The organism is Limnohabitans planktonicus II-D5 (assembly GCF_001270065.2).
Lineage (GTDB): Bacteria > Pseudomonadota > Gammaproteobacteria > Burkholderiales > Burkholderiaceae_C > Limnohabitans_A > Limnohabitans_A planktonicus.
This window is the reverse complement of sequence record NZ_LFYT02000032.1, coordinates 1-22,197: the sequence shown is the minus strand read 5'-3', so window position 1 is coordinate 22,197 and position 22,197 is coordinate 1. Positions and strand designations below refer to the sequence as shown.

16 protein-coding genes and 1 pseudogene are annotated in these 22,197 nt (G+C 61.7%); 7 read left to right on the top strand and 10 right to left on the bottom strand.

The window, feature by feature from the left end:
* Window positions 1-7: 7 nt before the first annotated feature.
* Together H663_RS38140 and H663_RS38135 are read right to left on the bottom strand one after the other, a co-directional pair.
* Entirely contained in the window at window positions 8-1,174 is a 1,167-nt protein-coding gene (locus tag H663_RS38140) for an acyl-CoA dehydrogenase family protein (protein ID WP_053173290.1), read from the bottom strand.
* A gap of 23 nt (window positions 1,175-1,197) precedes the next feature.
* Window positions 1,198-2,820, bottom strand: coding sequence for an acyl-CoA carboxylase subunit beta (locus tag H663_RS38135; protein ID WP_053173292.1), 1,623 nt, complete (start codon window positions 2,818-2,820; stop codon window positions 1,198-1,200).
* Between the two features lie 134 nt (window positions 2,821-2,954).
* Between H663_RS38135 and H663_RS38130 the strand changes: the two genes are divergently transcribed.
* The 4 genes and pseudogenes from H663_RS38130 to H663_RS38115 all read left to right on the top strand — a co-directional run bounded on the left by H663_RS38130 (window position 2,955) and on the right by H663_RS38115 (window position 6,743).
* On the top strand, window positions 2,955-3,719 hold the full coding sequence (locus tag H663_RS38130) for an IclR family transcriptional regulator (protein ID WP_053173295.1): 765 nt from the start codon (window positions 2,955-2,957) through the stop codon (window positions 3,717-3,719).
* Between the two features lie 30 nt (window positions 3,720-3,749).
* Window positions 3,750-3,940 (top strand): annotated as a pseudogene (locus tag H663_RS38125) (acetyl-CoA C-acetyltransferase); the annotation flags it as partial.
* Window positions 3,941-4,217: 277 nt separating this feature from the next.
* On the top strand, window positions 4,218-5,015 hold the full coding sequence (locus H663_RS38120; protein WP_053173299.1) for an enoyl-CoA hydratase-related protein: 798 nt from the start codon (window positions 4,218-4,220) through the stop codon (window positions 5,013-5,015).
* An 87-nt stretch (window positions 5,016-5,102) separates the two neighbouring features.
* Window positions 5,103-6,743, top strand: a complete 1,641-nt coding sequence (locus H663_RS38115; RefSeq protein WP_053173302.1) for a 3-(methylthio)propionyl-CoA ligase — start codon at window positions 5,103-5,105, stop codon at window positions 6,741-6,743.
* 435 nt (window positions 6,744-7,178) lie between these two features.
* Here the strand turns inward: H663_RS38115 and acuI are convergent, their stop codons facing one another.
* Both acuI and H663_RS38105 read right to left on the bottom strand, forming a co-directional pair.
* A complete protein-coding gene (gene acuI, locus H663_RS38110) occupies window positions 7,179-8,165 on the bottom strand; it encodes an acrylyl-CoA reductase (NADPH) (protein WP_053173304.1) in 987 nt (328 codons plus the stop codon).
* 133 nt (window positions 8,166-8,298) lie between these two features.
* Window positions 8,299-9,183, bottom strand: a complete 885-nt coding sequence (locus H663_RS38105) for a DMT family transporter (RefSeq protein ID WP_053173642.1) — start codon at window positions 9,181-9,183, stop codon at window positions 8,299-8,301.
* A gap of 137 nt (window positions 9,184-9,320) precedes the next feature.
* Between H663_RS38105 and H663_RS38100 the strand changes: the two genes are divergently transcribed.
* Window positions 9,321-10,904: an alkaline phosphatase D family protein gene (locus H663_RS38100; protein WP_053173306.1), complete on the top strand. Its 1,584-nt coding sequence runs from the start codon at window positions 9,321-9,323 to the stop codon at window positions 10,902-10,904.
* Between the two features lie 63 nt (window positions 10,905-10,967).
* Entirely contained in the window at window positions 10,968-11,591 is a 624-nt protein-coding gene (locus H663_RS38095) for a TetR/AcrR family transcriptional regulator (protein WP_053173307.1), read from the top strand.
* Window positions 11,592-11,624: 33 nt separating this feature from the next.
* Here H663_RS38095 and gap read toward each other — a convergent pair whose 3' ends face one another.
* The 6 genes from gap to H663_RS38065 all read right to left on the bottom strand — a co-directional run bounded on the left by gap (window position 11,625) and on the right by H663_RS38065 (window position 19,629).
* The gene (gene gap, locus H663_RS38090; RefSeq protein ID WP_053173309.1) at window positions 11,625-12,635 is read right to left on the bottom strand and encodes a type I glyceraldehyde-3-phosphate dehydrogenase; all 1,011 of its coding nucleotides are present in this window, start codon (window positions 12,633-12,635) and stop codon (window positions 11,625-11,627) included.
* 1,278 nt (window positions 12,636-13,913) lie between these two features.
* Window positions 13,914-14,468 carry a C40 family peptidase gene (locus H663_RS38085; RefSeq protein ID WP_053173311.1) on the bottom strand — a complete coding sequence of 185 codons (555 nt, stop codon included), beginning with the start codon at window positions 14,466-14,468 and terminating at the stop codon, window positions 13,914-13,916.
* Between the two features lie 50 nt (window positions 14,469-14,518).
* Entirely contained in the window at window positions 14,519-15,154 is a 636-nt protein-coding gene (locus H663_RS38080) for a response regulator transcription factor (RefSeq protein WP_053173313.1), read from the bottom strand.
* Between the two features lie 74 nt (window positions 15,155-15,228).
* A complete protein-coding gene (locus tag H663_RS38075; RefSeq protein WP_240620571.1) occupies window positions 15,229-16,419 on the bottom strand; it encodes an alpha/beta fold hydrolase in 1,191 nt (396 codons plus the stop codon).
* Between the two features lie 1,331 nt (window positions 16,420-17,750).
* Window positions 17,751-18,962: an MFS transporter gene (locus H663_RS38070; RefSeq protein WP_053173315.1), complete on the bottom strand. Its 1,212-nt coding sequence runs from the start codon at window positions 18,960-18,962 to the stop codon at window positions 17,751-17,753.
* A gap of 184 nt (window positions 18,963-19,146) precedes the next feature.
* Complete coding sequence (locus tag H663_RS38065; protein ID WP_053173646.1) at window positions 19,147-19,629, bottom strand: DUF4148 domain-containing protein; 483 nt, start codon at window positions 19,627-19,629, stop codon at window positions 19,147-19,149.
* 208 nt (window positions 19,630-19,837) lie between these two features.
* On the opposite strand from H663_RS38065, the gene H663_RS38060 reads away from it, so the two are divergent.
* Window positions 19,838-20,770: a LysR family transcriptional regulator gene (locus H663_RS38060; RefSeq protein WP_053173317.1), complete on the top strand. Its 933-nt coding sequence runs from the start codon at window positions 19,838-19,840 to the stop codon at window positions 20,768-20,770.
* Window positions 20,771-22,197: the final 1,427 nt, after the last annotated feature.

Below are 22,197 nucleotides of genomic sequence, written 5' to 3'. Positions count from 1 at the left end.
GTCTCCTTCAGGCGGCAGGGTCCATCAAGCCCATCTTGCGGGCAATCACCATAAGCATCACTTCGTCGGCGCCGCCGCCAATCGAGCCGAGCCGGTAGTCGCGGTAAGCGCGTGACACGCGGTTGTCCCAGGTGTAGCCCATGCCGCCCTGAAACTGCATGCACCAGTCGGCCACGTCGCGGCCCAGGCGTCCGGCCTTGAGCTTGGCCATCGAGGCCAGCTCGGTCACATCCTGCCCTTGCACAAAGGCGTGCGTGGCCATGTAGATCAGGCCGCGCAGGGCTTCGATCTCGGTCTTGAGTTCGGCCAGCTTGTACTGGATGAACTGGTTGTCCAGCAGCGGTTTGCCAAAGGCCACGCGCTGGCGCAGGTAGTCGGCAGTCTCCTCAATCAGCTCGATGCTGGCCAGGCGGCGTGCCGCGCCGTCCAGGCGCTCTTCCTGAAACTGCTTCATCTGGTAGATGAAACCCATGCCTTCTTCGCCAATGCGGTGGCGCACGGGCACGCGCACTTCGTCAAAAAAGATCTGCGCGGTGTCCGAGCTCCACATGCCGAACTTTTTGATCTTTTGCACCTCGATGCCCTTGGCGCGGCGGCCAGCCGCGTCTTTGAGCGGCACGATGATGAGCGACTTGTTTTTGTGCGAAGGGCCGTCCGAGGTGTTGCACAGCAGGCAAATCCAGTCGGCCTGGGTGCCGTTGGTGATCCACATCTTGGAGCCGCTGATGACGTAGTCGTCGCCATCGCGCCGCGCCCGAGTTTTGAGCGAAGACACGTCCGAGCCCGCGCCTTGCTCGCTCACGCCGATGCTGCACACCACCTCGCCCGCAATCGCCGGGGCCAAAAATTCGCGCTTGAGTTCGTCCGAGCCAAAACTGGCCAGCGCCGGTGTGGCCATGTTGGCCTGCACGCCAATGCCCATGCCCACGCCCTGGGCCTTGACGTAGCCAATGGCCTCGGCTGCAGCCAGCGCGTAGCTGAAGTCCAGCCCCATGCCGCCATAGGCCTCGGGTTTGGTGATGCCTAAAAAGCCGAGCTGCCCCATCTTGCGAAACACCTCGTGGGCGGGAAAGATTTCGGCGGCTTCCCATTCATCCACAAAGGGGTCGATTTCGGCGCTAACGAAGCGGCGGATGCTGGCCATCAGTTCGTGGTGTTCGGGTGTGTAGATCATGGTCAGGGACTTTCCTCAGAAATTCAGAAACGGGGCACGGCGAACTGCATCGCGTGCGGGCTGCGGGCAGCGGCTTCGCGCAAGGTGGCCAGCAAGAGCGATAGCACCTCGCGTGTCTGGCGTGGGTCGATGATGCCGTCGTCCAGCAAATGGCCGCTGGTGTAGAAGGCGCTGGCCTGGCTTTCAAACAGGGCCACGATTTCAGACTTTTGCGCTTGCAGCCGCGCCTCGTCGACCGGCTTGCCGCTGCGCTCGGCTTGTTGGCGCGCCACGATGTCGAGCGTGGTGGCTGCCTGCTCGCCGCCCATCACAGCCGATCGGGCGTTGGGCCACGAGAAACAAAAGCGCGGGTGAAAGGCGCGCCCGCACATGCCGTAATTGCCCGCGCCAAACGACGCGCCGCAGTGCAGAGTGATGTGGGGCACTTGCGAGTTGCTCAGCGCCTGGATCATCTTGGCCCCGTGCTTGATCATGCCGGCCTCTTCGGAGGCGCGGCCCACGATGAAGCCGGTGGTGTTTTGCAAAAACACAATGGGCGTGCCCGACTGGTTGCACAGGTGGATGAACTGCGCCGCCTTGGTCGCGCCTGCCGGGTCGATGGGGCCGTTGTTGCTGATGAAAGCCACCGCATAACCGTCGATGCGGGCGTGGCCGCAAACGGTGGCGCTGCCGTAGTCGGGCTTGAAGTCGAGCCAGGCCGAGTCGTCCACCAAACGGGCAATGACTTCGCGCATGTCGATCGGCTGGCGTTGCGCCAGCACCATCACTCCTGCGAGTTCGTCGGGGTTCAGACGTGGCGGGCGCGGGGCTTGGTTCGGCGGGGGCACTTGCGCCCGGGGCCAGTCGATGGCGGCCAGCACCTCGCGGGCCAGGGCAATTGCGTGGGCGTCGTCTTGCGCCACGTATTCGGCCAGGCCGCTGACGGTGGCGTGCATGTCGGTGCCGCCCAGGGCCTCGTCGGTGGCGATCTCGCCGGTGGCGGCTTTGAGCAAAGGCGGCCCCGCCAAAAAGGCCTTGGCCTGGCCACGCACCATGATCACGTAGTCCGACAGGCCCGGCATGTAGGCCCCGCCTGCGGTGGACGAGCCGTGCACCACCGTGAGCACGGGCAGCCCGGCCGCTGACAGGCGCGCCAGGTTGTAGAACATGCCGCCGCCCCGGATGAATTTCTCAACCCGGTATTTGCGCAGGTTGGAGCCTGCAGACTCGACCAGGTGCACAAAGGGCAGCTTGTTTTGCAGCGCGATCTCCTGGCAGCGCATGAGTTTTTGGTTGCCCGCTTCGGTCAAGGCCCCGGCGTCGATGCCCGAGTCGGTCACCACCACCATGCAGCGCACGCCGCTGACCTGGCCAATGCCCGCCAGCTGCGAACCGCCGGGCACGCAACGCGCCAGGTCCGGGTCGTCCATGCCGTAACCGGCCAGCGTGGCCAAAGGCAAAAACGGTGCGCCGGGGTCCAGCAGCTGCGCCAGCCGCTCGCGGGGCAGCAAAGCGCCACGTTTGGCAAAACGCTCGGCCGATTTCGCCGAGGCATCACTGGCGCGCTGCTCCAGCGCATGCCAGTCGGCAATCAGTTCGAGCATGCCTTGTCGCTGCGCGGCAAAGGCGTCCGACGACGGGTCGATGCGGGTTTGAAAAGGTGTCATGTCGTTTGGAAAAAGTGACAGCGCCCCCTGTGGGCAGGGCATGGCCTATTGCACCGCAGCAGCTGGGCAGAAGCCAGCGTGTCAGGGCAGGCTGTGCATAATGTGCACATGGTGCTTTCCCTGATGTGTCCCCCATGAACGACCCTGCCAAAGCTACGCCTCGCTCTGGCGCGCAGAGCCTCGAGCGGGCCATGGGCCTGGTCAACCTCGTGGCCCGCCACCACGATCAGGGCATCAGCCTGCAGGACTTGGTGCATGCCAGCGGCCTAGACCGCACCACCGCCTGGCGCATGCTGGGCAGCCTGCAGCACGCGGGCCTGGTCGAACGCGATGAGGGCAGCGGCCTGTACCGCTTGGGTGTACAGGCGACGGCCTGGGGCGCTGCCAGCCTGGGGCAGGCGGCCCTGGTCCGCCAGTGCCAACCCACCATGAAAACCCTGGCTCGCCTGAGCGGCGACAACGTGTTTTTGGTGCTGCGCTTGGGCGACTACAGCCACTGCCTGCACCTGGAGCAAGGCCAACACGCTGTGCCCTCGTTCCGCCAGACCGTGGGCGAAACCCGTTTGCTGGGCCTGGGCGTGGCCAGCATCGCCATGCTGGCGGTGCTGGACGACGCCGCCATTCAAGCCCACCACACCCGCCACGCAGCGCAGTACGAAGTCGAAGGTGTGGCTCATGCCCAGCTGCAGCGCTGGGTGCAAGCCACACGCCAACGCGGCCACGCTTACCGCAGCACAGCAGGCATCGCGGCGGTGGGCCTGCATTGGCCGCTGGGCCAGGCGGCGATCGCGGCCCTGTCCATCGGCGCTTCACGCACCCGCCTGCCCTTGGGCCGGGCGGCCGAGCTGGCTGCGCTGATGCGCAAGCACTGGCCCCAGCTGGCCGCACCCCTTGTCTGAGCGGTGCCCCCACCGTGATGAACCGTTGGGGACCCGGTGATCATGCTGAAGCACCGATCCCGGCCACCGAGCGGGCGCTAAAAAAAGCGGGCATGAAGATCGACGACATCGACCTGAACGAGGTCAAAGAAGCCTTGGCCTCGGTGCCGCTGGCCTGGCTCAAGGCGCTGGGGGCCGACCGGGCACGCTTTTATGTGAACGGCGGCGCGATTGCGCTGGGTCTGCGTGACTGATCATTGATCGGCTATAAAGTCATGGTCGAAGAATCGCCTATTGTTTGGGCCCGATGAAGTCTGAACCCTGTGTTGCCCGTTGGTAGGATTTTGTGGGAACTTCCAGCCAAGCGAAAAGCCTGTGGTCCACAATCGTCTGATCGCCAGCAGGGCTAGCTCCCACAAGGTGCAAGATTGAAGTCTCACTGCAAACTTCACAGGGCCGGATCAACAGGTTCGAAGTGACTGATGGGGCGTCAATCGCGCCAGACAGGAAAGAAACGCCATGGATGAAACGCCCATTTTGATTGACCGCCAAGGCGATGTGGCTTGGTTGCGCTTGAACATTGCTCAGCGGCTGAACCCATTAGCGCAGCCGCTGCAGCAGGCGATGCGTGAACAGTTGGCCGTTTTGCGCGAAGACCGCTCGGTGCGGGCACTTGTCATCACAGGCCAGGGAAAAGCTTTTTGCGTGGGTGCCGATCTGGGCAGCATGCAAGAGCCTTCGGGCCAAAGTTTGGGGCAGCAAACAGCCGATGTGATGGAGAGCCTGTCCAATCCACTGATTGAAGACATTCGAAGTCTGCCTTTTCCAGTGGTCAGTGCTGTCAACGGGCCATGCGCAGGCGCTGGTGTGGGCTTGGCGCTTGCCGCAGACTTGGTGGTGGCGGCGCAGTCGGCTTACTTTTATTTGCCTTTCATGCCGCGCCTGGGCATCGTGCCGGATTTGGGCAGCACCTGGTTCTTGCTGCGCTCAGTGGGTCGGGCGCGGGCTGTGGGGCTGAGCCTTCTGGGTGAACGCTTGTCAGCTCAGCAAGCGCAGGACTGGGGGTTGATCTGGCGCTGTGTCGAAGACACGCAATTGACAGAGTTGGCCCAAACGCTGGCGGTGCGATTGGCGCAGTTACCCGCGCATGCGGCGCAGGAAATTCGGCGCAGCTTCGACCATGCAGAAAGCGCCCCATTGCCAGAGCAGCTCAGTTATGAAGCCTCACGTCAGCGTGAATTGATTGACCGCCCCGAGTTTGCCGAAGGCGTTCGCGCCTTTTTGGAGAAACGTGATCCAAAGTTTGCGCCGCGTTGAAGCTCGGTGCAAGCTGGGTGCAAAAACTGCACAGCTTTCAGGGCGAGTCCGCTGATGCAACTTATTCAAAACGTACAGGAGACCCACATGCTACAAGGCCTGATGCAAGACCGCCCACTGCTCATTTCTTCACTGATCGAGCACGCGGCCACCTTCCACCCCGACACCGAAATCGTGTCGCGCCTGCCCGAAGGGCATGTGCACCGCACCACCTGGAAAGGCATCGCACAGATGTCCCGTCAAGTGGCCCAGGCCATGCAGGCGCTGGGTGTTCAGCAGGGCGACCGTGTTGGCACGCTGGCCTGGAACTCCTACCGCCATCTGGCGCTGTACTACGGCGTGTCGGGCTGCGGTGCGGTGCTGCACACGGTCAACCCGCGCTTGTTTCCGGAGCAGATCGACTACATCGTCAACCATGCCGAAGACCAGGTGCTGTTTTTTGACCTGAGCTTTGCGCCATTGGTGGCGCAGTTGGCCCCGTCGCTCAAGACCGTCAAGACTTTTGTAGCCATGACCGACAAGGCGCACATGCCCGACATCGGGGTGCCCCATGTGCTGTGCTTTGACGACTTGCTGGCTTCGCACAGCAGCGAATACACCTGGCCCGAATTTGACGAGCGCAGCGCGTCTTCGCTGTGCTACACCTCAGGCACCACCGGCAACCCCAAAGGCGTGCTGTATTCGCACCGCTCCACGCTGCTGCACACCTTGATGGAGTTGGCACCGGACACCTTTGGCATCAGTTCGGCCGAGACGCTGATGCTGATCGTGCCCATGTTCCATGCCAATGCCTGGGGCGCACCCTATGCCGCTGCCATGGTGGGGGCCAAGCTGGTGCTGCCTGGCCCGCATCTGGATGGCGAAAGCGTGTTCAATCTGATGAACCAGGAACGGGTGACCTTCTCGCAAGGCGTGCCCACGGTCTGGATGATGCTGTTCCAGTACCTGGACGCCAACCCGCATCTGGACCCCAAGGCCCTGGGTGTCAAACGTGTGGGCATCGGTGGTGCGGCGGTCGGTCGTGGCATGCTCGAGCGCTTCGAAAACCAGTTCGGCGCTGAAGTGGTGCAAGGCTGGGGCATGACCGAGACCAGCCCGATTGGCGTGATCAGCAAGCTGCTGCCCAAACACGCCAAGGTGCCTGCCGAAGACCTGATCAAGACCAAGCTCAAGCAAGGCCGGGGCGTCTGGGGTGTAGACCTGAAGATCGTCGATGCAAACGGCCAGGCCCTGCCCTGGGACGGCGTGGCGTTTGGCCACCTGCATGTGCGTGGTCCGTGGATTGCCAGCGGCTACTTCCGCCGCGAAGGCGGTGAAGTGCTCGACGACGAGGGCTACTTTCCCACGGGCGATGTGGCCACCATCGACCCCGATGGTTACCTGCAACTGGTGGACCGTGCCAAGGACGTGATCAAGTCGGGCGGCGAGTGGATCTCGTCCATTGATGTGGAAAACACCACCAATTCGCACCCGGGCGTGGCCGAATCGGCCGTGATCGGCGTGGCGCATCCCAAGTGGCAAGAACGCCCACTCTTGCTGGTGGTGCGCCGTGCAGGCACGCAAGTCGAGGCCAAAGAACTGCTGGATTATTTGTCCTCACGCATCGCCAAATGGTGGCTGCCCGACGACATCGTGTTTGTGGACGCTTTGCCACACACAGCCACGGGCAAACTGCTCAAGACCAAGCTCCGCGAACAGTACCGCGACCACCGTTTGCCCACGGCTTGATGCGCAAGATGGACACCCCGCACGGCGCTTGATCGAGCGCCTGGGTTCTTTCAAGATCGTCGTTCACGCATTTGCACGGCATGCGCCAGTCGTTCATGCGTGCGGCTGCAGGCCCTTAATCGGGCTCAGCCCATGCGGTGTTGGGCGGCAAGCCTTGGGTCGTTGGCAAAGCGCATCTGCCCAACGCACAGGGGCGTTGGTGGACTATTGATCTGGCCCGATGATGTTTGAGCCGTGTGTTGCCAATTGGGAAGATTTTGTGGGAGCTTGCCAGCCAAGCGAAAAGCCTGTGGTCCACAAGCGTCAGATCGCCAGCAGGGCTAGCTCCCACAAGCTGCAAGATTGAAGTCACTGTGCAGACTTCACAGGGCCGGATCAATAAGCCTTGTGAACGGCCTTGGACACTTTACGGTCCCAAGGCGCCTGGCACAAACTTCAGCAGTTCACATTCACTACCACCCGACCGCGCACCTGGCCCGCCAGAATCTCGCTGCCCAGCGCCACAGCATCGGCCAGTCCCACTTCGCGGGTCATGCGCTCCAGCTGCGCGGTGTCCAGGTCTTGGGCCAACCGCGCCCAAGCCGCTTCGCGCAAGGCTCTCGGAGCCATCACGCTGTCGATACCCACCAACGTCACGCCGCGCAAGATGAAGGGGGCCACGCTGGACGGAAAGTCCATGCCTTGCGCCAAACCGCAGGCGGTGACCACGCCGCCGTATTTGGTGCTGGCGCAGGCGTTGGCCAGGGTGTGGCTGCCCACGGTGTCGACCACGCCCGCCCAGCGCTCTTTGGCCAGCGGTTTGCCGGGCGCTGACAGTTCGGCCCGGTCCATCACGTCGGCCGCGCCCAGCTGGCGCAGATAGTCGGCTTCTTGCAGGCGACCTGTGCTGGCCACCACGCGATAACCCAGCTTGGCCAGCAGCGCAATCGCCACGCTGCCCACGCCGCCGCCTGCACCGGTGACCAAAATGTCACCGCTGGCAGGCGTGACGCCGTGCTTTTGCAGCGCCATCACGCACAGCATGGCGGTGTAGCCTGCCGTGCCAATGGCCATGGCCTGGCGCGGGGTGAAGGCGGCAGGCAGTTTCACCAGCCAGTCGCCTTTCAGGCGCGCCTTTTGTGCCAGACCGCCGCTGTGGCTCTCGCCCACGCCCCAGCCGTTCAACACCACTTTGTCGCCTGCTTTGAACAGTGGGTGTTGGCTGTCGGTCACGGTCCCGGCCAGGTCAATGCCGGGTGTGAGCGGAAATTTGCGCACCACTGGACTTTTGCCGGTGATGGCCAGGCCGTCTTTGTAGTTGAGGGTGGAATAGTCCACCTGCACCGTCACATCGCCTTCGGGCAAGGCGCTGTCTTCCAGCGTTTTCAAGCTGCAGCGGTAACCGGCATCGTCTTTTTCAATTTGAAGGGCTTGGTAGGTCATGGGGGTCTTTCTATCAAAGGGGTGAATGGTCTTTTGTGGGAGCTCTCCCCGTGGGCGATGGGCGAGGCAAACGCGCTCAAAACCATCGTCAACGGGGTGGGTTCCTACAGTGGATGGTGATGGTGTGAAGGCTTCATTGGCGGTTGACCAAGACGATGCCCACGGCCACCAGAGCCAAGGACAAGGCCAGGGTCAAGGTCACGCTTTCGCCTAGCCAGAGCATGCCAAACAGTAGCGCGAAAAGCGGTGTCAAAAAAACAAAGGCCGAAATTTGGGTAGACGGGTAGCGGCCGAGCATCCACATCCAGGCCAGATAACTGGCGAAGGCGCCCACCACGGTTTGCACGGCCACCGAGCCGATTGCAAAACCGCTCCAGTGGCCGCCCCAGGATTCGCCCAGCAGCAGTGACAGCAGGGCCAGCACCAAAGAGCTGATGCCCAGTTGGTAAAACAGCAGTTTTTCGGGGGCCAGGCGCGTGAGGTTGGCTGCCCGGATGGCCACGGTGGTCAGGCCCCACAAGGCACCCGCCGCCAGGCCCATCAGGTCGCCGGTGGCACCGCCGCCGCCAAAGCCTTCGCGCAGGGCGAACACCACCGCCGCAAAAGCGCAGGCCATGCCCAGCCATTGCAAGGGGCGCAGGCGCTCGGTGTGGATGAACAAAGGCACCAAGGCCGCCACCCAAAAGGGCGAGGTATACAAAAACACCGTCAGGCGCGAGGCCGAGGTGTGCTTGAGCCCGATGTAAATGAAGGCAAATTCGGCGGCAAACAGGCAACCCACCAGCAAGCCCGCCCACAAGCTGCCATCGCGCTCAAACAGGCGCACCCCGCGACATTGGCACCAGAGCCACAGCAGCAGCGTGGCCCCGACACCGCGCACCGCCGACTGAAACACCGGCGGCAATTCGTCCACGGTGGCTTTCACCAGGACCTGCTGAAAGCCCCAGAACATGCAGCACACCAGCAATATGCCCACAGCCAAGGCGTCCAGGTGGTCTTTGCGGATTTTTGTGGGCATGGTCATGCAGGCCATTGTGCCGCCGTCTTTCGTGCAAGGCTGTCACCAGCAGGCGCTGCATCCCTGGGGCAGTGAAAGGGCCGGGTTAATATGGAAGTTGGACCTTTTTGCCATGCTGACCCGAAAGCTTTGCTGACATGAACCGATCTCTTTTGACCCGCCGAGATGTGCACCGTCGGGCCATGGCGCTGGCTTTGATGCCTTGGCTGGGCGCGGCAGCACAGGCGCAGGCCTTGTCGGGTTCAGCCACTGCCGCTCAAGGGCCACGCTGGCAGGTAGATCCCTTCAGTTTGGGTGTGGCCAGCGGCCAGCCACAGCCGGGCAGCGTGGTGTTGTGGACACGTCTTCGCATCAACGAGGCCGATGCGGCCCTCAAGGCCCAAACGATCAGCGTGGTGTGTGAGGTGTTTGCCGATGCCGCCTTGCGCCAGCCGGTGCGCCAATGGCGTGTGCAGACCGATGCGACCCGCGCCCACAGCGTGCATGTGCTGGCCCAGGGGCTGCAGCCCGGGCGGCATTACTGGTACCGCTTTGTTTGCGGCAACGCCACCAGCCCGGTAGGCCATGCGCGCACCAGCCCGGGCGTCAACGATGCGGTGGACCGCCTGCGCATCGCCTTGGCCTCTTGCCAGCATTACGAGCAGGGCTTTTATGTGGCTCACCGCGAGATGGCCCAGCGCGATCTGGACCTGGTGCTGTTTGTGGGCGACTACATCTACGAAAGTTCCAACCCCCAACACATCTTGCGCAAGCATCAGGGGGGCGTGCCCCGGCAGCTCGATGAATACCGCGAACGCCATGCGCAATACAAAACCGACGCCGATCTGCAAGCCTGCCATGCGGCGCACAGCTGGGTCATGACCTGGGATGACCATGAAGTGGTCAACGATTACGCCAACGACCTGGACCGTGACTACACCGATCCACAGGTGTTTTTGCGCCGCAGGGCGGCGGCTTATCAGGCTTACTTTGAGCACATGCCGGTGCGCCTGGGGCCAGACCCGGCCAACGCCAGCCAGATGCGCATCCACGACCGCATGGCGTGGGGGCGCCTGGCGGATCTGTGGACGCTGGACTGCCGCCAGTACCGTGACCACCAGGCCTGCCCGGACCCCAACCGGGGCGGTGGCCGTGTGGTGATGGGTTGCGAAGCGCTGGCCGATCCCTCCCGCACCATGCTGGGCACCGCGCAAGAGCAATGGTTCACCGAAGGCCTGAGCAGCAGCACCAAACGCTGGAAGCTGGTGGCCCAGTCCACGCAAATGAGTTCGAGCGGCGTCAACACGCCCATGGGCCGCAGTGCCTTCACCGATGGTTGGGATGGCTACCCGCAGGCGCGGGCCCGGCTGCTCAACACCGTCGCAAAGGCGCGTGTGCAAAACGTGCTGATGTTGGGGGGTGATGTGCACATGAACGTGGCTGCCCAATTGCGTGTGCAGGCGGGCGACGAGCGCTCGCCCGTGGTGGCCAGCGAGTTGGTGACCACCTCCATCACCTCGCGGGGGCTGGGCGAAAAACTGCTGGCGCAAATTCGCGACAGCAATCCCGACATCCTGCATGCGCGTTCGGATGAGCGGGGCTACACCCTGATCGACGTGAAGCCCGAAGGCGTCAGCGCCCAGTTTCGAACCACCACCAATCCCGCGCAGGCCGACGGGGTGCTCAAAACGCAGGCACGGTTTCAGGTGCAGTCAGGCGTGGCGGGCATCTTGCCAAATTAAGTTCTGGCATTTCAAAAGGTGACTGATGAGTCATCTTTTAGCCTTGGGCGCTAGAATGAAAGCATGAACCCAGAAGAAACAAAACCGCAAAAAAAATCATTCAAAGTCCAAATGCTGGCAGCCCGCGAATCGGCCATCATTGAATCTGTCAACCGCTTGCTGGCCGACAAAGGTTTTGATGCGATGACCGTGGACGAAGTGGCCGCTGAGGTGGGCATTGCCAAGGCCAGTCTTTACAAGCATTTCCCCAGCAAGGAAGAACTCGCTTGTGCCGCCATGGTCATGGCCATGCAACGCGCCCAGGCTTTCATCGCGCAAGTGCCCGCAGAGCAAGCACCCTTGGACAAACTCAAGGCCGTCACGCGCTGGACCATGACGCTCAAGTTGCAAGGCCAGATGCCCTCTTTGCCCAGCCAAAACTCCAGTCTGCGCGCCACTTTGATGGGCAGCAAGGCATACATGGACGGCCTCATGGAAGTCAGTGACGCACTGGGCGGCTGGATCGAACAAGCCCAGGCTCAGGGCAGTGTCAACCCGTCATTGCCTGCTGTGGCGGTGCTCTACACCTTGTTTGCCCGCGCCTGTGACCCGGTGCTGGAGTTCCTCAAAATGGGCGAACAACACAGCGACGAACAAATCCTGGACATGGTCATGAGCACCTGCTTTGACGGCTTGAACGCCCGTTAAGCAGACGTCCGTTTCACACGGGGCTTGTTGTGCTCAGCGCTCCATCCCCTGCCCAACCACCCGCGCCATCTCCAGGCACTTGTTCGAATATCCCCACTCGTTGTCGTACCAGGCCACCACCTTGATGAAGGTGCTGTCCAGCGCAATGCCCGCGTCGGCATCAAACACGCTGGTGCAAACCTCGCCACGGAAGTCAGTCGACACCACTTTGTCGGTGGTGTAACCCAGCACGCCCTTCAAAGCGCCTTCGCTTTGCGCCTTCATCTCGGCGCAAATTTCGGCATACGTGGCCGGGGTTTGCAGCTCAGCCGTCAGGTCCACCACCGACACATCCGAGGTGGGCACGCGAAACGACATGCCCGTGAGCTTGCCTTTGATGGCCGGGATCACCACGCCCACCGCCTTGGCCGCGCCCGTGCTGCTAGGGATGATGTTTTCCAAAATGCCGCGACCGCCGCGCCAGTCTTTGTTGCTGGGGCTGTCCACGGTTTTTTGGGTGGCCGTGGCCGCATGCACCGTGGTCATCAAGCCGCGCTTGATGCCCCATTTGTCGTTGAGCACCTTGGTGATGGGGGCCAGGCAGTTGGTGGTGCAGCTGGCGTTGCTGATGATGGCTTGGCCCGCATAGGTGTCGTGGTTCACGCCGTACACAAACATGGGCGTGTCGTCCTTCGACGGGGCCGACATGACGACCTTTTTGGCCCCGGCAGCCAGGTGCTTGCTTGCGCTGTCCTTGTCCAGAAACAGGCCGGTGGCTTCGATCACCACATCGGCACCGACCTCGTTCCACTTCAGGTTGGCCGGGTCGCGCTCTTGCGTCAGGCGAATGCGCTGGCCGTTCACCACCAGGGTGTTGCCCTCCACGGCGATGGTGCCTTTGAAGCGGCCATGCACGCTGTCGTATTGCAGCATGTAGGCCAGGTAGTCGGGCTCGAGTAAATCGTTGATGCCGACGATCTCGATGTCGTTGAAGTTCTGCACCGCTGCACGCAGCACCATGCGGCCAATGCGGCCAAATCCGTTGATACCGATCCTTGTGGTCATGACAGTCTCACTTTCGCGGGTAAGTGGGTAGAGGGTGGTGGGTTGAAAACCGTCAGCAAGTTTTGCAACGGTTCATGTAACCATCGTATGCGAATTCATGAAACTTTGTTACATATCGAAGGGTTAATCGAAGTTTGTTCTGGGTTTGTAACCGCCACTGATCCGTATATCGTCCAACAGACAAATGGTGAAATCTTCAAGGGTGATGTTGGTTGGTGGTCGAAGACCCCGACGTTTGTGCGCCAAGCGCCAATGCAGACAGCGGGCGATGGTGGTGGATCGGTCAGATGTCGGACTCTGCGAGTACCGACCTACGAGATGGTGGTGTTGCTGTAGGTCGGCGGTCGAAGACTCCGACGTTTGTGCGCCAAGCGCCAATGCAGATGACGGGCGATGGTGGTGGATCGGTCAGATGTCGGACTCTGCGAGTACCGACCTACGAGATGGTGGTGTTTTGTAGGTCGGCGGTCGAAGACCCCGACGTTTGTGCGCCAAGCGCCAATGCAGAGGGCGGGCGCTGGTGCTGGATCGGTCAGATGTCGGACTCTGCGAGTGCCGACCTACGGGGCAACTGTTGTTGTAGGTCGGCGGTCGAAGACTCCGACGTTTGTGCGCCAAGCGCCAATGCAGACGGCGGGCGCTGGTGGTGGATCGGTCAGATGTCGGACTCTGCGAGTGCCGACCTACGAGATGGTGGTGTTGTTGTAGGTCGGCGGTCGAAGACTCCGACGTTTGTGCGCCAAGCGCCAATGCAGATGACGGGCGATGGTGGTGGATCGGTCAGATGTCGGACTCTGCGAGTACCGACCTACGGGGCAGCTGTTGTTGTAGGTCGGCGGTCGAAGACCCCGACGTTTGTGGGCCAAGCGCCAATGCAGACGTCGGGCGATGTTGGTGGATCGGTCAGATGTCGGACTCTGCGAGTGCCGACCTACGGGGCAGCTGTTGTTGTAGGTCGGCGGTCGAAGACCCCGACGTGTGTGGGCCAAGCGCCAATGCAGATGGCGGGCGATGTTGGTGGATCGGTCAGATGTCGGACTCTGCGAGTACCGACCTACGGGGCAGCTGTTGTTGTAGGTCGGCGGTCGAAGACTCCGACGTTTGTGCGCCAAGCGCCAATGCAGATGACGGGCGATGGTGGTGGTGTAGGTCGGCGGTCAAAGACCCCGACATGGGCCTGTGCCTTGGGCTGAAAACGTCGGATTCTGCGAGTGCCGACCTGCGAGATGGCATGTCGCACACATTTCAAACCTCAGCGTGCCGGATCCATACATGGATTCAGTCCAGCAAAGTCTGCGCGCCTTCAAACCGCTGGGCGTAGTAGCGGTTGCTCAGCGCATCCATGCGCACGCCGGTGCGGGGATTGCTGGCGTGGACAAATTTGTTGTTGCCCACGTACACGCCCACATGCGAGTGGCGGGTGCCCAGGGTGTTGAAAAAAACCAAATCACCGGGCTGCAGTTGAGAACGGTCAATGGGCCGTGATTGACGCCCCAGTTCGGCCGACGTGCCCTTGACCGGGATGCCCACCGCCTCGCGGTATACATGCGAGACCAGCCCGGAGCAGTCAAAGCCAGTGGCCGGGCCGCGTCCGCCCCAGGTGTAGCGGGTGTCCAGCAGCGACATGGCAAACAAGGCCAGATCGTTGCGCTGACTTTGGGTGCGGCTGGGCTCAGCCGTTCGAGTTGGGGGGGTAGCCCTGGGTGCGTTGGGGGGGAGGTTGGAAGCCTGCCGCGTGGAAGAGCATCCCGCCAAAATCACCCCCACACATCCGGCCAATGGACCCATGATCCGCCAAGTGCGCGCAAGTGGATGGGGGGCATGAACAGACATGGGTAAATTGTAGGGCGGCGCGCGCAGCGACCCATCTGCGTCTTCAGCATTCAGTCCAGGGCGCGCAGCAAATTGGCCAGTTCCACCGCCGATTTGACTTCCATCTTGTCTAAAACACGGGAGCGGTGCACTTCGACGGTGCGCACGCTGATGTCCAGCTGGTCGGCGATCAATTTATTGGGCAGTCCTTCGACCACCAGGCGCATCACGTCGCGTTCGCGGTCGGTCAGTTCGCCAAGCCGTGATTGCAGCAGTTGCTGCTGGTGGCGGGCCATCAGGCGCTCATGTGACAGGTTCAGCGCCTGCTCGATTCGGTCCACCAGTGCGTTGTCCGAAAACGGTTTTTCACAAAAATCAAAGGCACCACGTTTGACACTGTCGACCGCTGTGGGCACATCGGCGTGCCCCGTCAAAAAAATCACAGGCCAGGCTTTGGCGATGCCGCTGGCCATCAATTGCTCAAACAGGGCCAGGCCACTCAGGCCAGGCATGCGCACATCCAGCAGGATGCAGCCCACTTGCTCTGGCAAGGCCTTGCCCGTTTTGTCCAGCATTTGCAAAAAAGCCTCTGCGCTTGCAAACGATTCGCTCATTAAACGCCGCGTGCGCAGCAGCCAGGCCATGCCTTCGCGCACGCTGATGTCGTCATCAACGATGTAAACCATGCTGTCGAGTGGGGAGTGCATGCAGGCATTTTAGGGCGCACCGATGGCCTGACCCATGGCCAATGCAGCGGCCATTCGGACTTGGGCAGAGGCTCTCAAAGCTTCAGAAATTGCAGCAAGGCCTCGTTGAACGCTTGGGCGTGCGACACGTTCAGCCCATGGGGGGCACCGCTGACCCGCACCATTTGGCTGTGTGGCACGGCATGGTGCGTGCGCTCACCCGAGCCCGCGATGGGCACGATCGCATCCGCATCGCCGTGAATCACCAGCGTGGGCACGGTCAGCTTTTTCAGATCCTGCCGAAAGTCGGTGGTGTGGAAGGCATCCATGCAGGCCAGCGCCGCATGCTGCGCCGATTGGCGGCACAGGGCGACGGCCTCCTGGCGCGCCTCTTCGCTGACCTGCAGCACGCCGTTGGCCGAGAAAAAGTTGTGCGTAAAGGTCTCAAAGAATGCTTCGCGGTCTTGTTCCAGTGCTTGCCTGAAGGCGTGGGCTTTTTCGGGCGTCAAGGGGCCTTCGGGGTTGCCTGGCGACTGCATCAGGCAAGGCGGCACGGCAGCAGCAAACACCACGCTGTGCACGCGTGACTCTCCATAGCGTTCGATGTAGCGCGCCACTTCGCCCCCGCCCATGGAAAAGCCGACCAGCGTCACTTGCTGGAGTCCGCGCTCAAGAATGACCTGACGCAGGTCGTCGGCCAGGGTGTTGTAGCTGTAGTCCGAATCGGGTTTGTCCGAGCGGCCAAAGCCTCTGCGGTCATACGTGACCACGCGGTAGCCAGCCGCTTGCAGCACCGGCACCTGGGCTTGCCAAGCCTGTCCCGACAAGGGCCAGCCATGGATCAGCAGCACTGCGCGGCCGTCACCGCCTGTGTCTTCGATGTGCAGGTGCACGGAGGGCGTGGGGGTCGAAACTGGCGCGGCCATCGGGTCAGACGGTGGCCATGGGGCAGGCGAAGGCCCAAAAGCCGAGGGCGCGCTGCTGGTGTCTTCGGCGATGAGTGTGGCAGCCGTGCCACCCAAGGCACCCACCACGGCTCCCACACCAGCACCCACCATCACACCCACGGGGCCAGCCACCATGCCACCCACAGTGGCCCCTGTGGCGGCACCGGCCGCCATGACGCTGCCGGTCACGACCGATGCGGTCTCGCGTTGTGATTCTGCTTCGGTGAGCGCAAATTGCGCAGAGGTGTTCGGGTCCTGTGACGGCACGCCGTGGCCAGGGCGCGCCTGAGCGGCCAGGTCATCGTCTTGCGGCGGGATGTTCGATGGCAGACGGGTCATGGGCATCTCCGGTGGGTTGGGTTGCACGATCAGGCAGACTGCTGGCGCAGCACCCGAAACAAGACACACCATAGGTCCGGGGCTGTGCGTGCGTCTGTGTGACAACGTACGACCTTGGCAAACCGCATCCGGTAGACGGCATGAATGATTCGGCCCAGTGAAGTTTTCAATGCCAAAAGAAGATGTAGGTCGGCGGTCGAAGACCCCGACGTTTGCATGCAAAGCTCCAACGCAGATGACGGGCGATGGTGGTGGATCGGTCAGATGTCGGACTCTGCGAGTACCGACCTACGGGGCAGCTGTTGTTGTAGGTCGGCGGTCGAAGACCCCGACGTGTTTGCGTCAAGCGCCAGTGCAGACGGCGGGCGATGTTGGTGGGTCGGTCAGATGTAGGACTCTGCGAGTACCGACCTACGGGGCAGCTGTTGTTGTAGGTCGGCGGTCGAAGACCCCGACGTTTGTGCGCCTGTTGTTGTAGGTCGGCGGTCAAAGACCCCGACGTGTGTGCGCCAAGCGCCAATGCAGACGGCGGGCGATGGTGGTGGGTCGGTCAGATGTCGGACTCTGCGAGTACCGACCTACGGGGCAGCTGTTGTTGTAGGTCGGCGGTCGAAGCCCCCGACGTTTATGGGCCAAGCGCCAATGCAGATGGCGGGCGATGGTGGTGGGTCGGTCAGATGTCGGACTCTGCGAGTACCGACCTACGGGGCAGCTGTTGTTGTAGGTCGGTGGTCGAAAACCCCGCCGTTTGTGGGCCAAGCGCCAATGCAGATGACGGGCGATGGTGGTGTATCGGTCAGATGTCGGACTCTGCGAGTACCGACCTACGGGGCAGCTGTTGTTGTAGGTCGGCGGTCGAAGACCCCGACGTATGTGCGCCAAGCGCCAATGCAGATGGCGGGCGATGGTGGTGGATTGGTCATATGTCGGACTCTGCGAGTGCCGCCCTACGGGGCGGCTGTTGTTGTAGGTCGGTGGTCGAAGACCCCGACGTTTGTGCGCCAAGCGCCAATGCAGATGGCGGGCGATGGTGGTGGATCGGTCAGATGTCGGACTCTGCGAGTGCCGACCTGCGGGGCAGCTGTTGTTGTAGGTCGGCGGTCAAAGACCCCGACGTTTGTGCGCCTGTTGTTGTAGGTCGGTGGTCGAAAACCCCGACGTGTGTGCGCCAAGCGCCAATGCAGATGACGGGCGATGATGGTGGATCGGTCAGATGTCGGACTCTGCGAGTACCGACCTACGGGAAAAAATGCATCACACATTTCAAAATTCACATGCCGAATCAACAGGCAGACCTCAAGCCTTCGTCATGCAGGGCCAGTGCAACAACCTCAAGGCTTGGTTTTCAGGGCCTGCCTTTGTGCCATCCACAAGGCGGCAGTGGCCAACAAGCTGGCCAGCAGCAGCCACCACAAGGCCATGCCATAACCGTGCTCGGGTGACCAGAGCACACCCATGGTCAGGGGTGCAGCTGCCCGGGCCAAGGCGATGGGCAGGCCCAGCAAGCCATTGAGCTGCCCCACATGTTCGCGGCTGACGTATTGCGCCATGGCCGTTCCTTTGACGATGGTGTTCATGCCATTGCCCAGACCATAGAGCAGGACAAACACCATGGCGGGCAGCGCCTGCAGACCAAAGACGATCAGCACCAGCAAGCCCGAGGGAATCAGCATCGGAATCCAGCGGTTGGCGGTGTGCACGTCCCAGTAACGCTCAAACACAAACAGCACAAAACGGCCAATCACCTGGATCACACCAATCGCCGCCGGGATGGCGATCACCCAGGCCGGTGGCAACTTGGCTTCTTCAAGCAAGGCGATCATGTGGGCAGGCAGGGCCGAGGTGACCGCCATCATGAGCAAGCTAAATGCTGCCAGCAGCCAAAAAGGCGTTTGCCGCAAATGTGCTTTCAACGAAACGCGGCGCTCACGCTGGCCCTCGTCTTGACGCACAGGCTCAGGCGCGCCTTGCAACAACCAAGCATGCAGCGGCGCGCACAGCAAAAGCTGCAATGCCGCCAAAGCCCACAGCGCTTGACGCCAGCCCCACAGCGCTATCCACCAGCTCGACAGCGGAATGAACACGGTGCTGGCCAGGCCCCCTAAAAATGTCAGGGTGATGATGGCGCGGCGAAAGTCCTGACCAAAACGCCGCGTGACCACGGCGAATGCGGGCGAATAAAGCGTGGCTGCCAGGCCCAGACCCAGCCACACCCAAACGGCATAAAAGCCGCTGACAGTCTGCACCTGACTGTGCGCGAGCAAGCCCACCCCCACCCAGACCGAGCCCAGCGTCATCACCCAGCGCTCGTGGCCATGGTCGATCCAGCGGCCAATCAGATAAGCCATCAGGCCCTCGGCCAGCAAGGCCAGGCTGAAGGCCAGCGACGATTCGGCCCGGCTCATGCCTAACTCGGCTTCGAGCGGCGTCATGAGCAATGAGAAGGTGTAGAACACGCTGCCCCAGGTGATGAGCTGAGGCAAGGACAGCCAGACACTGAATGGCCCCAAAGCCAGCGAAGCGGGACGACGGAAAAAATGCATCCGACGATTATCGTGAAGTCAACAAGAAAGCCCCGCCGGGTCGTCAGCTTGAGCTGCGACGATCGGCGGGGTTCTCATCTTGGCGATGACGTGTGGGTTCGGCGTCAGCGACCTGCATACAAACTGCGGGCCGGGGCTCTTGCCCGATGAAGGCCTTGGCTAGCGCCTGGTAGACCCACCGCGTTCAGATGTGGCGACCGTAGCGTTGTGGGTAGACCTGGTTCAGCATGAGGCCAGTTTCACCATGGTCGGGCATGTTGCCGGTGCGGATGGCCTCAGCCAATTCGGCTTTGACTTCTGCGCGGGTCTTGGCCTGAAGGACAGGCTTGGCGGGATACAGACCTGGATTCACTTCATTGGCTTTTTGCTGGGTTTCGCCGTTGGCGACAATGTCGCCGGTGCGGATGGCCTCGGCCAGTTCGGCCTTCACTTCATCGCGGGTCTTGCCTTGCACAACAGGCTTGGCGGGATACAGGCCTGGGTTCACTTCATTGGCTTTTTGCTGGGTTTCACCGTTGACGACAATGTCGCCCGTGCGGATGGCTTCGGCCAGTTCAGCTTTCACTTGCTCGCGGGTTTTGGGGGCTGAGGCGTCTGTGGCCATGGCATTGCCAGCGGCTAAGACGGCAACAGCGAGGGTGATGGCGGAGAGGATAGAGCGGTTCATGATCAGGTTTCCTTGAAAGTTTGAAAAACGGTCTGCCTGTCGGATTGACGGGGCTTTGACCTGATCGGTGAAGCGTTGGTTGAAAGCGCTGCATCGATGGGTTGAACTGTAAAATTTCTGAATCAATAGAAAAACAATCAAAAATACATTGGGTCATTTCTAAATAAGAAACAATGGAGGGCTTGCAATACAGTTTTTGGAGAGCCTCATGGACCGTTTGTTGTCTATGCGCGTGTTTGAGCGTGTGGTGGACGAGGGGGGCTTTGCAGCCGCTGCAAGGGCGCTGGACATGTCCGCGCCTGTGGTGACACGTCTGGTGGCCGATCTGGAAGAGCACCTGGGCACGCGTTTGCTGCAGCGCTCAACACGCCGACTGTCGCTGACCGAGGCGGGTCAGCAGTACCTTGGCCGTGTGCGCAACATCTTGCAGGACATTGATGAAGCCGACGCGGTGGTCAGCGCGCAAACCACCGATCTGGCGGGCCTGCTGCGCCTTCATGCGCCACCGGTGCTGGCCACCTACGTGATTGCGCCCTTGCTGGCGGAGTTTCGCAGGCGCTATCCCAAGATCCTGATCGAGCTGGAGGTGGAAAGCCTGCGCGAGCCGCCCATTGAAGACTTCGACATCACCTTGTTGGGCACCGATGACAGCTTTGACGGCGATGTGATAGCACGCAAGGTGCTGGAGTCCGAAGCCATTTTGGTGGCCTCGCCTGAATACTTGCGCCGACGCGGCACGCCCCGGCAGCCGCAGGAATTGATGCAGCACGATTGCTTGCGCCTGAAAATGCCGCACATCAGGCCCCGCGTGTGGCAAATGTGGTGTCCGGACAACCCGGCGCACCCCACCGAGGTCGACATCCAGCCCGTGCTGCTGGGCAACCACACCGACAGCTTGTTGCGCGCGGCCATCGATGGGGCGGGCATCATCTCGGTGGCGGTGGACCTGGTGGCGCCTTATCTGACACGCGGTGAATTGGTGCGCGTGCTGGCCCCCTGGATCACAGGCCGATTGAGCATGTATGCAGCCGTGCCAACCCGCAAATTCATGCCAAAACGCACCCGGGTTTTTCTCGACTTTCTGCTCGAGGAGACGCGCCTGCAAACCGCCAAATCCATGCAAGCTTGCGCCGCTTGCTGAACACTCATTGCTTCTGATACGCCACGCTGAAGTTAGAAATAAGTGAGAAATGCCCTCTCGTAGGTCGGCACTCGCAGAGTCCGACGTTTGTGAGCTTAGGCGCTGAACCCGATTCAACTTGGGCGGGTTTCAGCAGCCCCATGTCGGGGTCTTCGACCGCCGACCTACGAAGTCATGGCTCCCGTAGGTCGGCACTCGCAGAGTCCGACGTTTGTGAGCTTGGGCGTTGAACCTGATTCAACTTTGGCGGGCTTCAGCAGCCCAATGTCGGGGTCTTCGACCACCGACCTACGAAGTCATGGCTCCCGTAGGTCGGCACTCGCAGAGTCCGACGTTTGTGAGCATAGGCGCTGAACCTGATTCAACTTTGGCGGGCTTCAGCAGCCCCATGTCGGGGTCTCCGACCGCCGACCTACAAAGTCATTGCTCCCGTAGGTCGGCACTCGAAGAGTCCGACGTTTGTGAGCATGGGCGCTGAACCTGATTCAACGTTGGCGGGCTTCAGCAGCCCAATGTCGGGGTCTCCGACCGCCGACCTACGAAGTCGGCTCCCGTAGGTCGGTACTCGCAGAGTCCGACGTCTGCGCGCTTGGGCGCTGATCCTGATTCAACTTTGGCGGGCTTCAGCAGCCCCATGTCGGGGTCTTCGACCACCGACCTACGAAGTCATGGCTCCCGTAGGTCGGTACTCGCAGAGTCCGACGTTTGTGAGCTTGGGCGCTGAACCTGATTCAACTTTGGTGGGCCTCAGCAGGCCCATGTCGGGGTCTTCGACCACCGACCTACGAAGTCATGGCTCCCGTAGGTCGGCACTCGCAGAGTCCGACGTTTGTGAGCTTGGGCGCTGAACCTGATTCAACTTTGGCGGGCTTCAGCAGGCTCATGTCGGGGTCTTCTACCACCGACCTACGAAGTCATGGCTCGCGTAGGTCGGCACTCGCAGAGTCCGACGTTTGTGAGCTTAGGCGCTGAACCCGATTCAACTTTGGTGGATTTCAGCAGGCCCATGTCGGGGTCTTCGACCACCGACCTACGAAGTCATGGCTCCCGTAGGTCGGCACTCGCAGAGTCCGACGTTTGTGAGCTTGGGCGCTGAACCTGATTCAACTTTGGTGGGCTTCAGCAGCCCCATGTCGGGGTCTTCGACCACCGACCTACGAAGTCATGGCTCCCGTAGGTCGGCACTCGAAGAGTCCGACGCTTGTGAGCTTGGGCGCTGAACCCGATTCAACTTTGGCGGGCTTCAGCAGCCCAATGTCGGGGTCTTCGACCACCGACCTACGAAGTCGGCTCCCGTAGGTCGGCACTTGCAGAGTCCGACGTTTGTGAGCATGGGCGCAGAACCTGATTCAACTTGGGCGGGCTTCAGCAGGTCCATGTCGGGGTCTTCGACCACCGACCTACGAAGTCATGGCTCCCGTAGGTCG

Bases quoted from the DNA above. Each gene is read 5' to 3' on its own strand.
- H663_RS38115 (WP_053173302.1), top strand. From the start codon at position 5,103: ATGCTACAAGGCCTGATGCAAGACCGCCCACTGCTCATTTCTTCACTG.
- H663_RS38075 (WP_240620571.1), bottom strand. From the start codon at position 16,419: ATGACCCGTCTGCCATCGAACATCCCGCCGCAAGACGATGACCTGGCC.
- H663_RS38070 (WP_053173315.1), bottom strand. From the start codon at position 18,962: ATGCATTTTTTCCGTCGTCCCGCTTCGCTGGCTTTGGGGCCATTCAGT.
- gap (WP_053173309.1), bottom strand. From the start codon at position 12,635: ATGACCACAAGGATCGGTATCAACGGATTTGGCCGCATTGGCCGCATG.
- H663_RS38095 (WP_053173307.1), top strand. From the start codon at position 10,968: ATGAACCCAGAAGAAACAAAACCGCAAAAAAAATCATTCAAAGTCCAA.
- H663_RS38085 (WP_053173311.1), bottom strand. From the start codon at position 14,468: ATGTCTGTTCATGCCCCCCATCCACTTGCGCGCACTTGGCGGATCATG.
- H663_RS38135 (WP_053173292.1), bottom strand. From the start codon at position 2,820: ATGACACCTTTTCAAACCCGCATCGACCCGTCGTCGGACGCCTTTGCC.
- H663_RS38100 (WP_053173306.1), top strand. From the start codon at position 9,321: ATGAACCGATCTCTTTTGACCCGCCGAGATGTGCACCGTCGGGCCATG.
- H663_RS38080 (WP_053173313.1), bottom strand. From the start codon at position 15,154: ATGCACTCCCCACTCGACAGCATGGTTTACATCGTTGATGACGACATC.
- H663_RS38130 (WP_053173295.1), top strand. From the start codon at position 2,955: ATGAACGACCCTGCCAAAGCTACGCCTCGCTCTGGCGCGCAGAGCCTC.
- H663_RS38120 (WP_053173299.1), top strand. From the start codon at position 4,218: ATGGATGAAACGCCCATTTTGATTGACCGCCAAGGCGATGTGGCTTGG.
- H663_RS38065 (WP_053173646.1), bottom strand. From the start codon at position 19,629: ATGAACCGCTCTATCCTCTCCGCCATCACCCTCGCTGTTGCCGTCTTA.
- H663_RS38060 (WP_053173317.1), top strand. From the start codon at position 19,838: ATGGACCGTTTGTTGTCTATGCGCGTGTTTGAGCGTGTGGTGGACGAG.
- H663_RS38140 (WP_053173290.1), bottom strand. From the start codon at position 1,174: ATGATCTACACACCCGAACACCACGAACTGATGGCCAGCATCCGCCGC.
- acuI (WP_053173304.1), bottom strand. From the start codon at position 8,165: ATGACCTACCAAGCCCTTCAAATTGAAAAAGACGATGCCGGTTACCGC.
- H663_RS38105 (WP_053173642.1), bottom strand. From the start codon at position 9,183: ATGCCCACAAAAATCCGCAAAGACCACCTGGACGCCTTGGCTGTGGGC.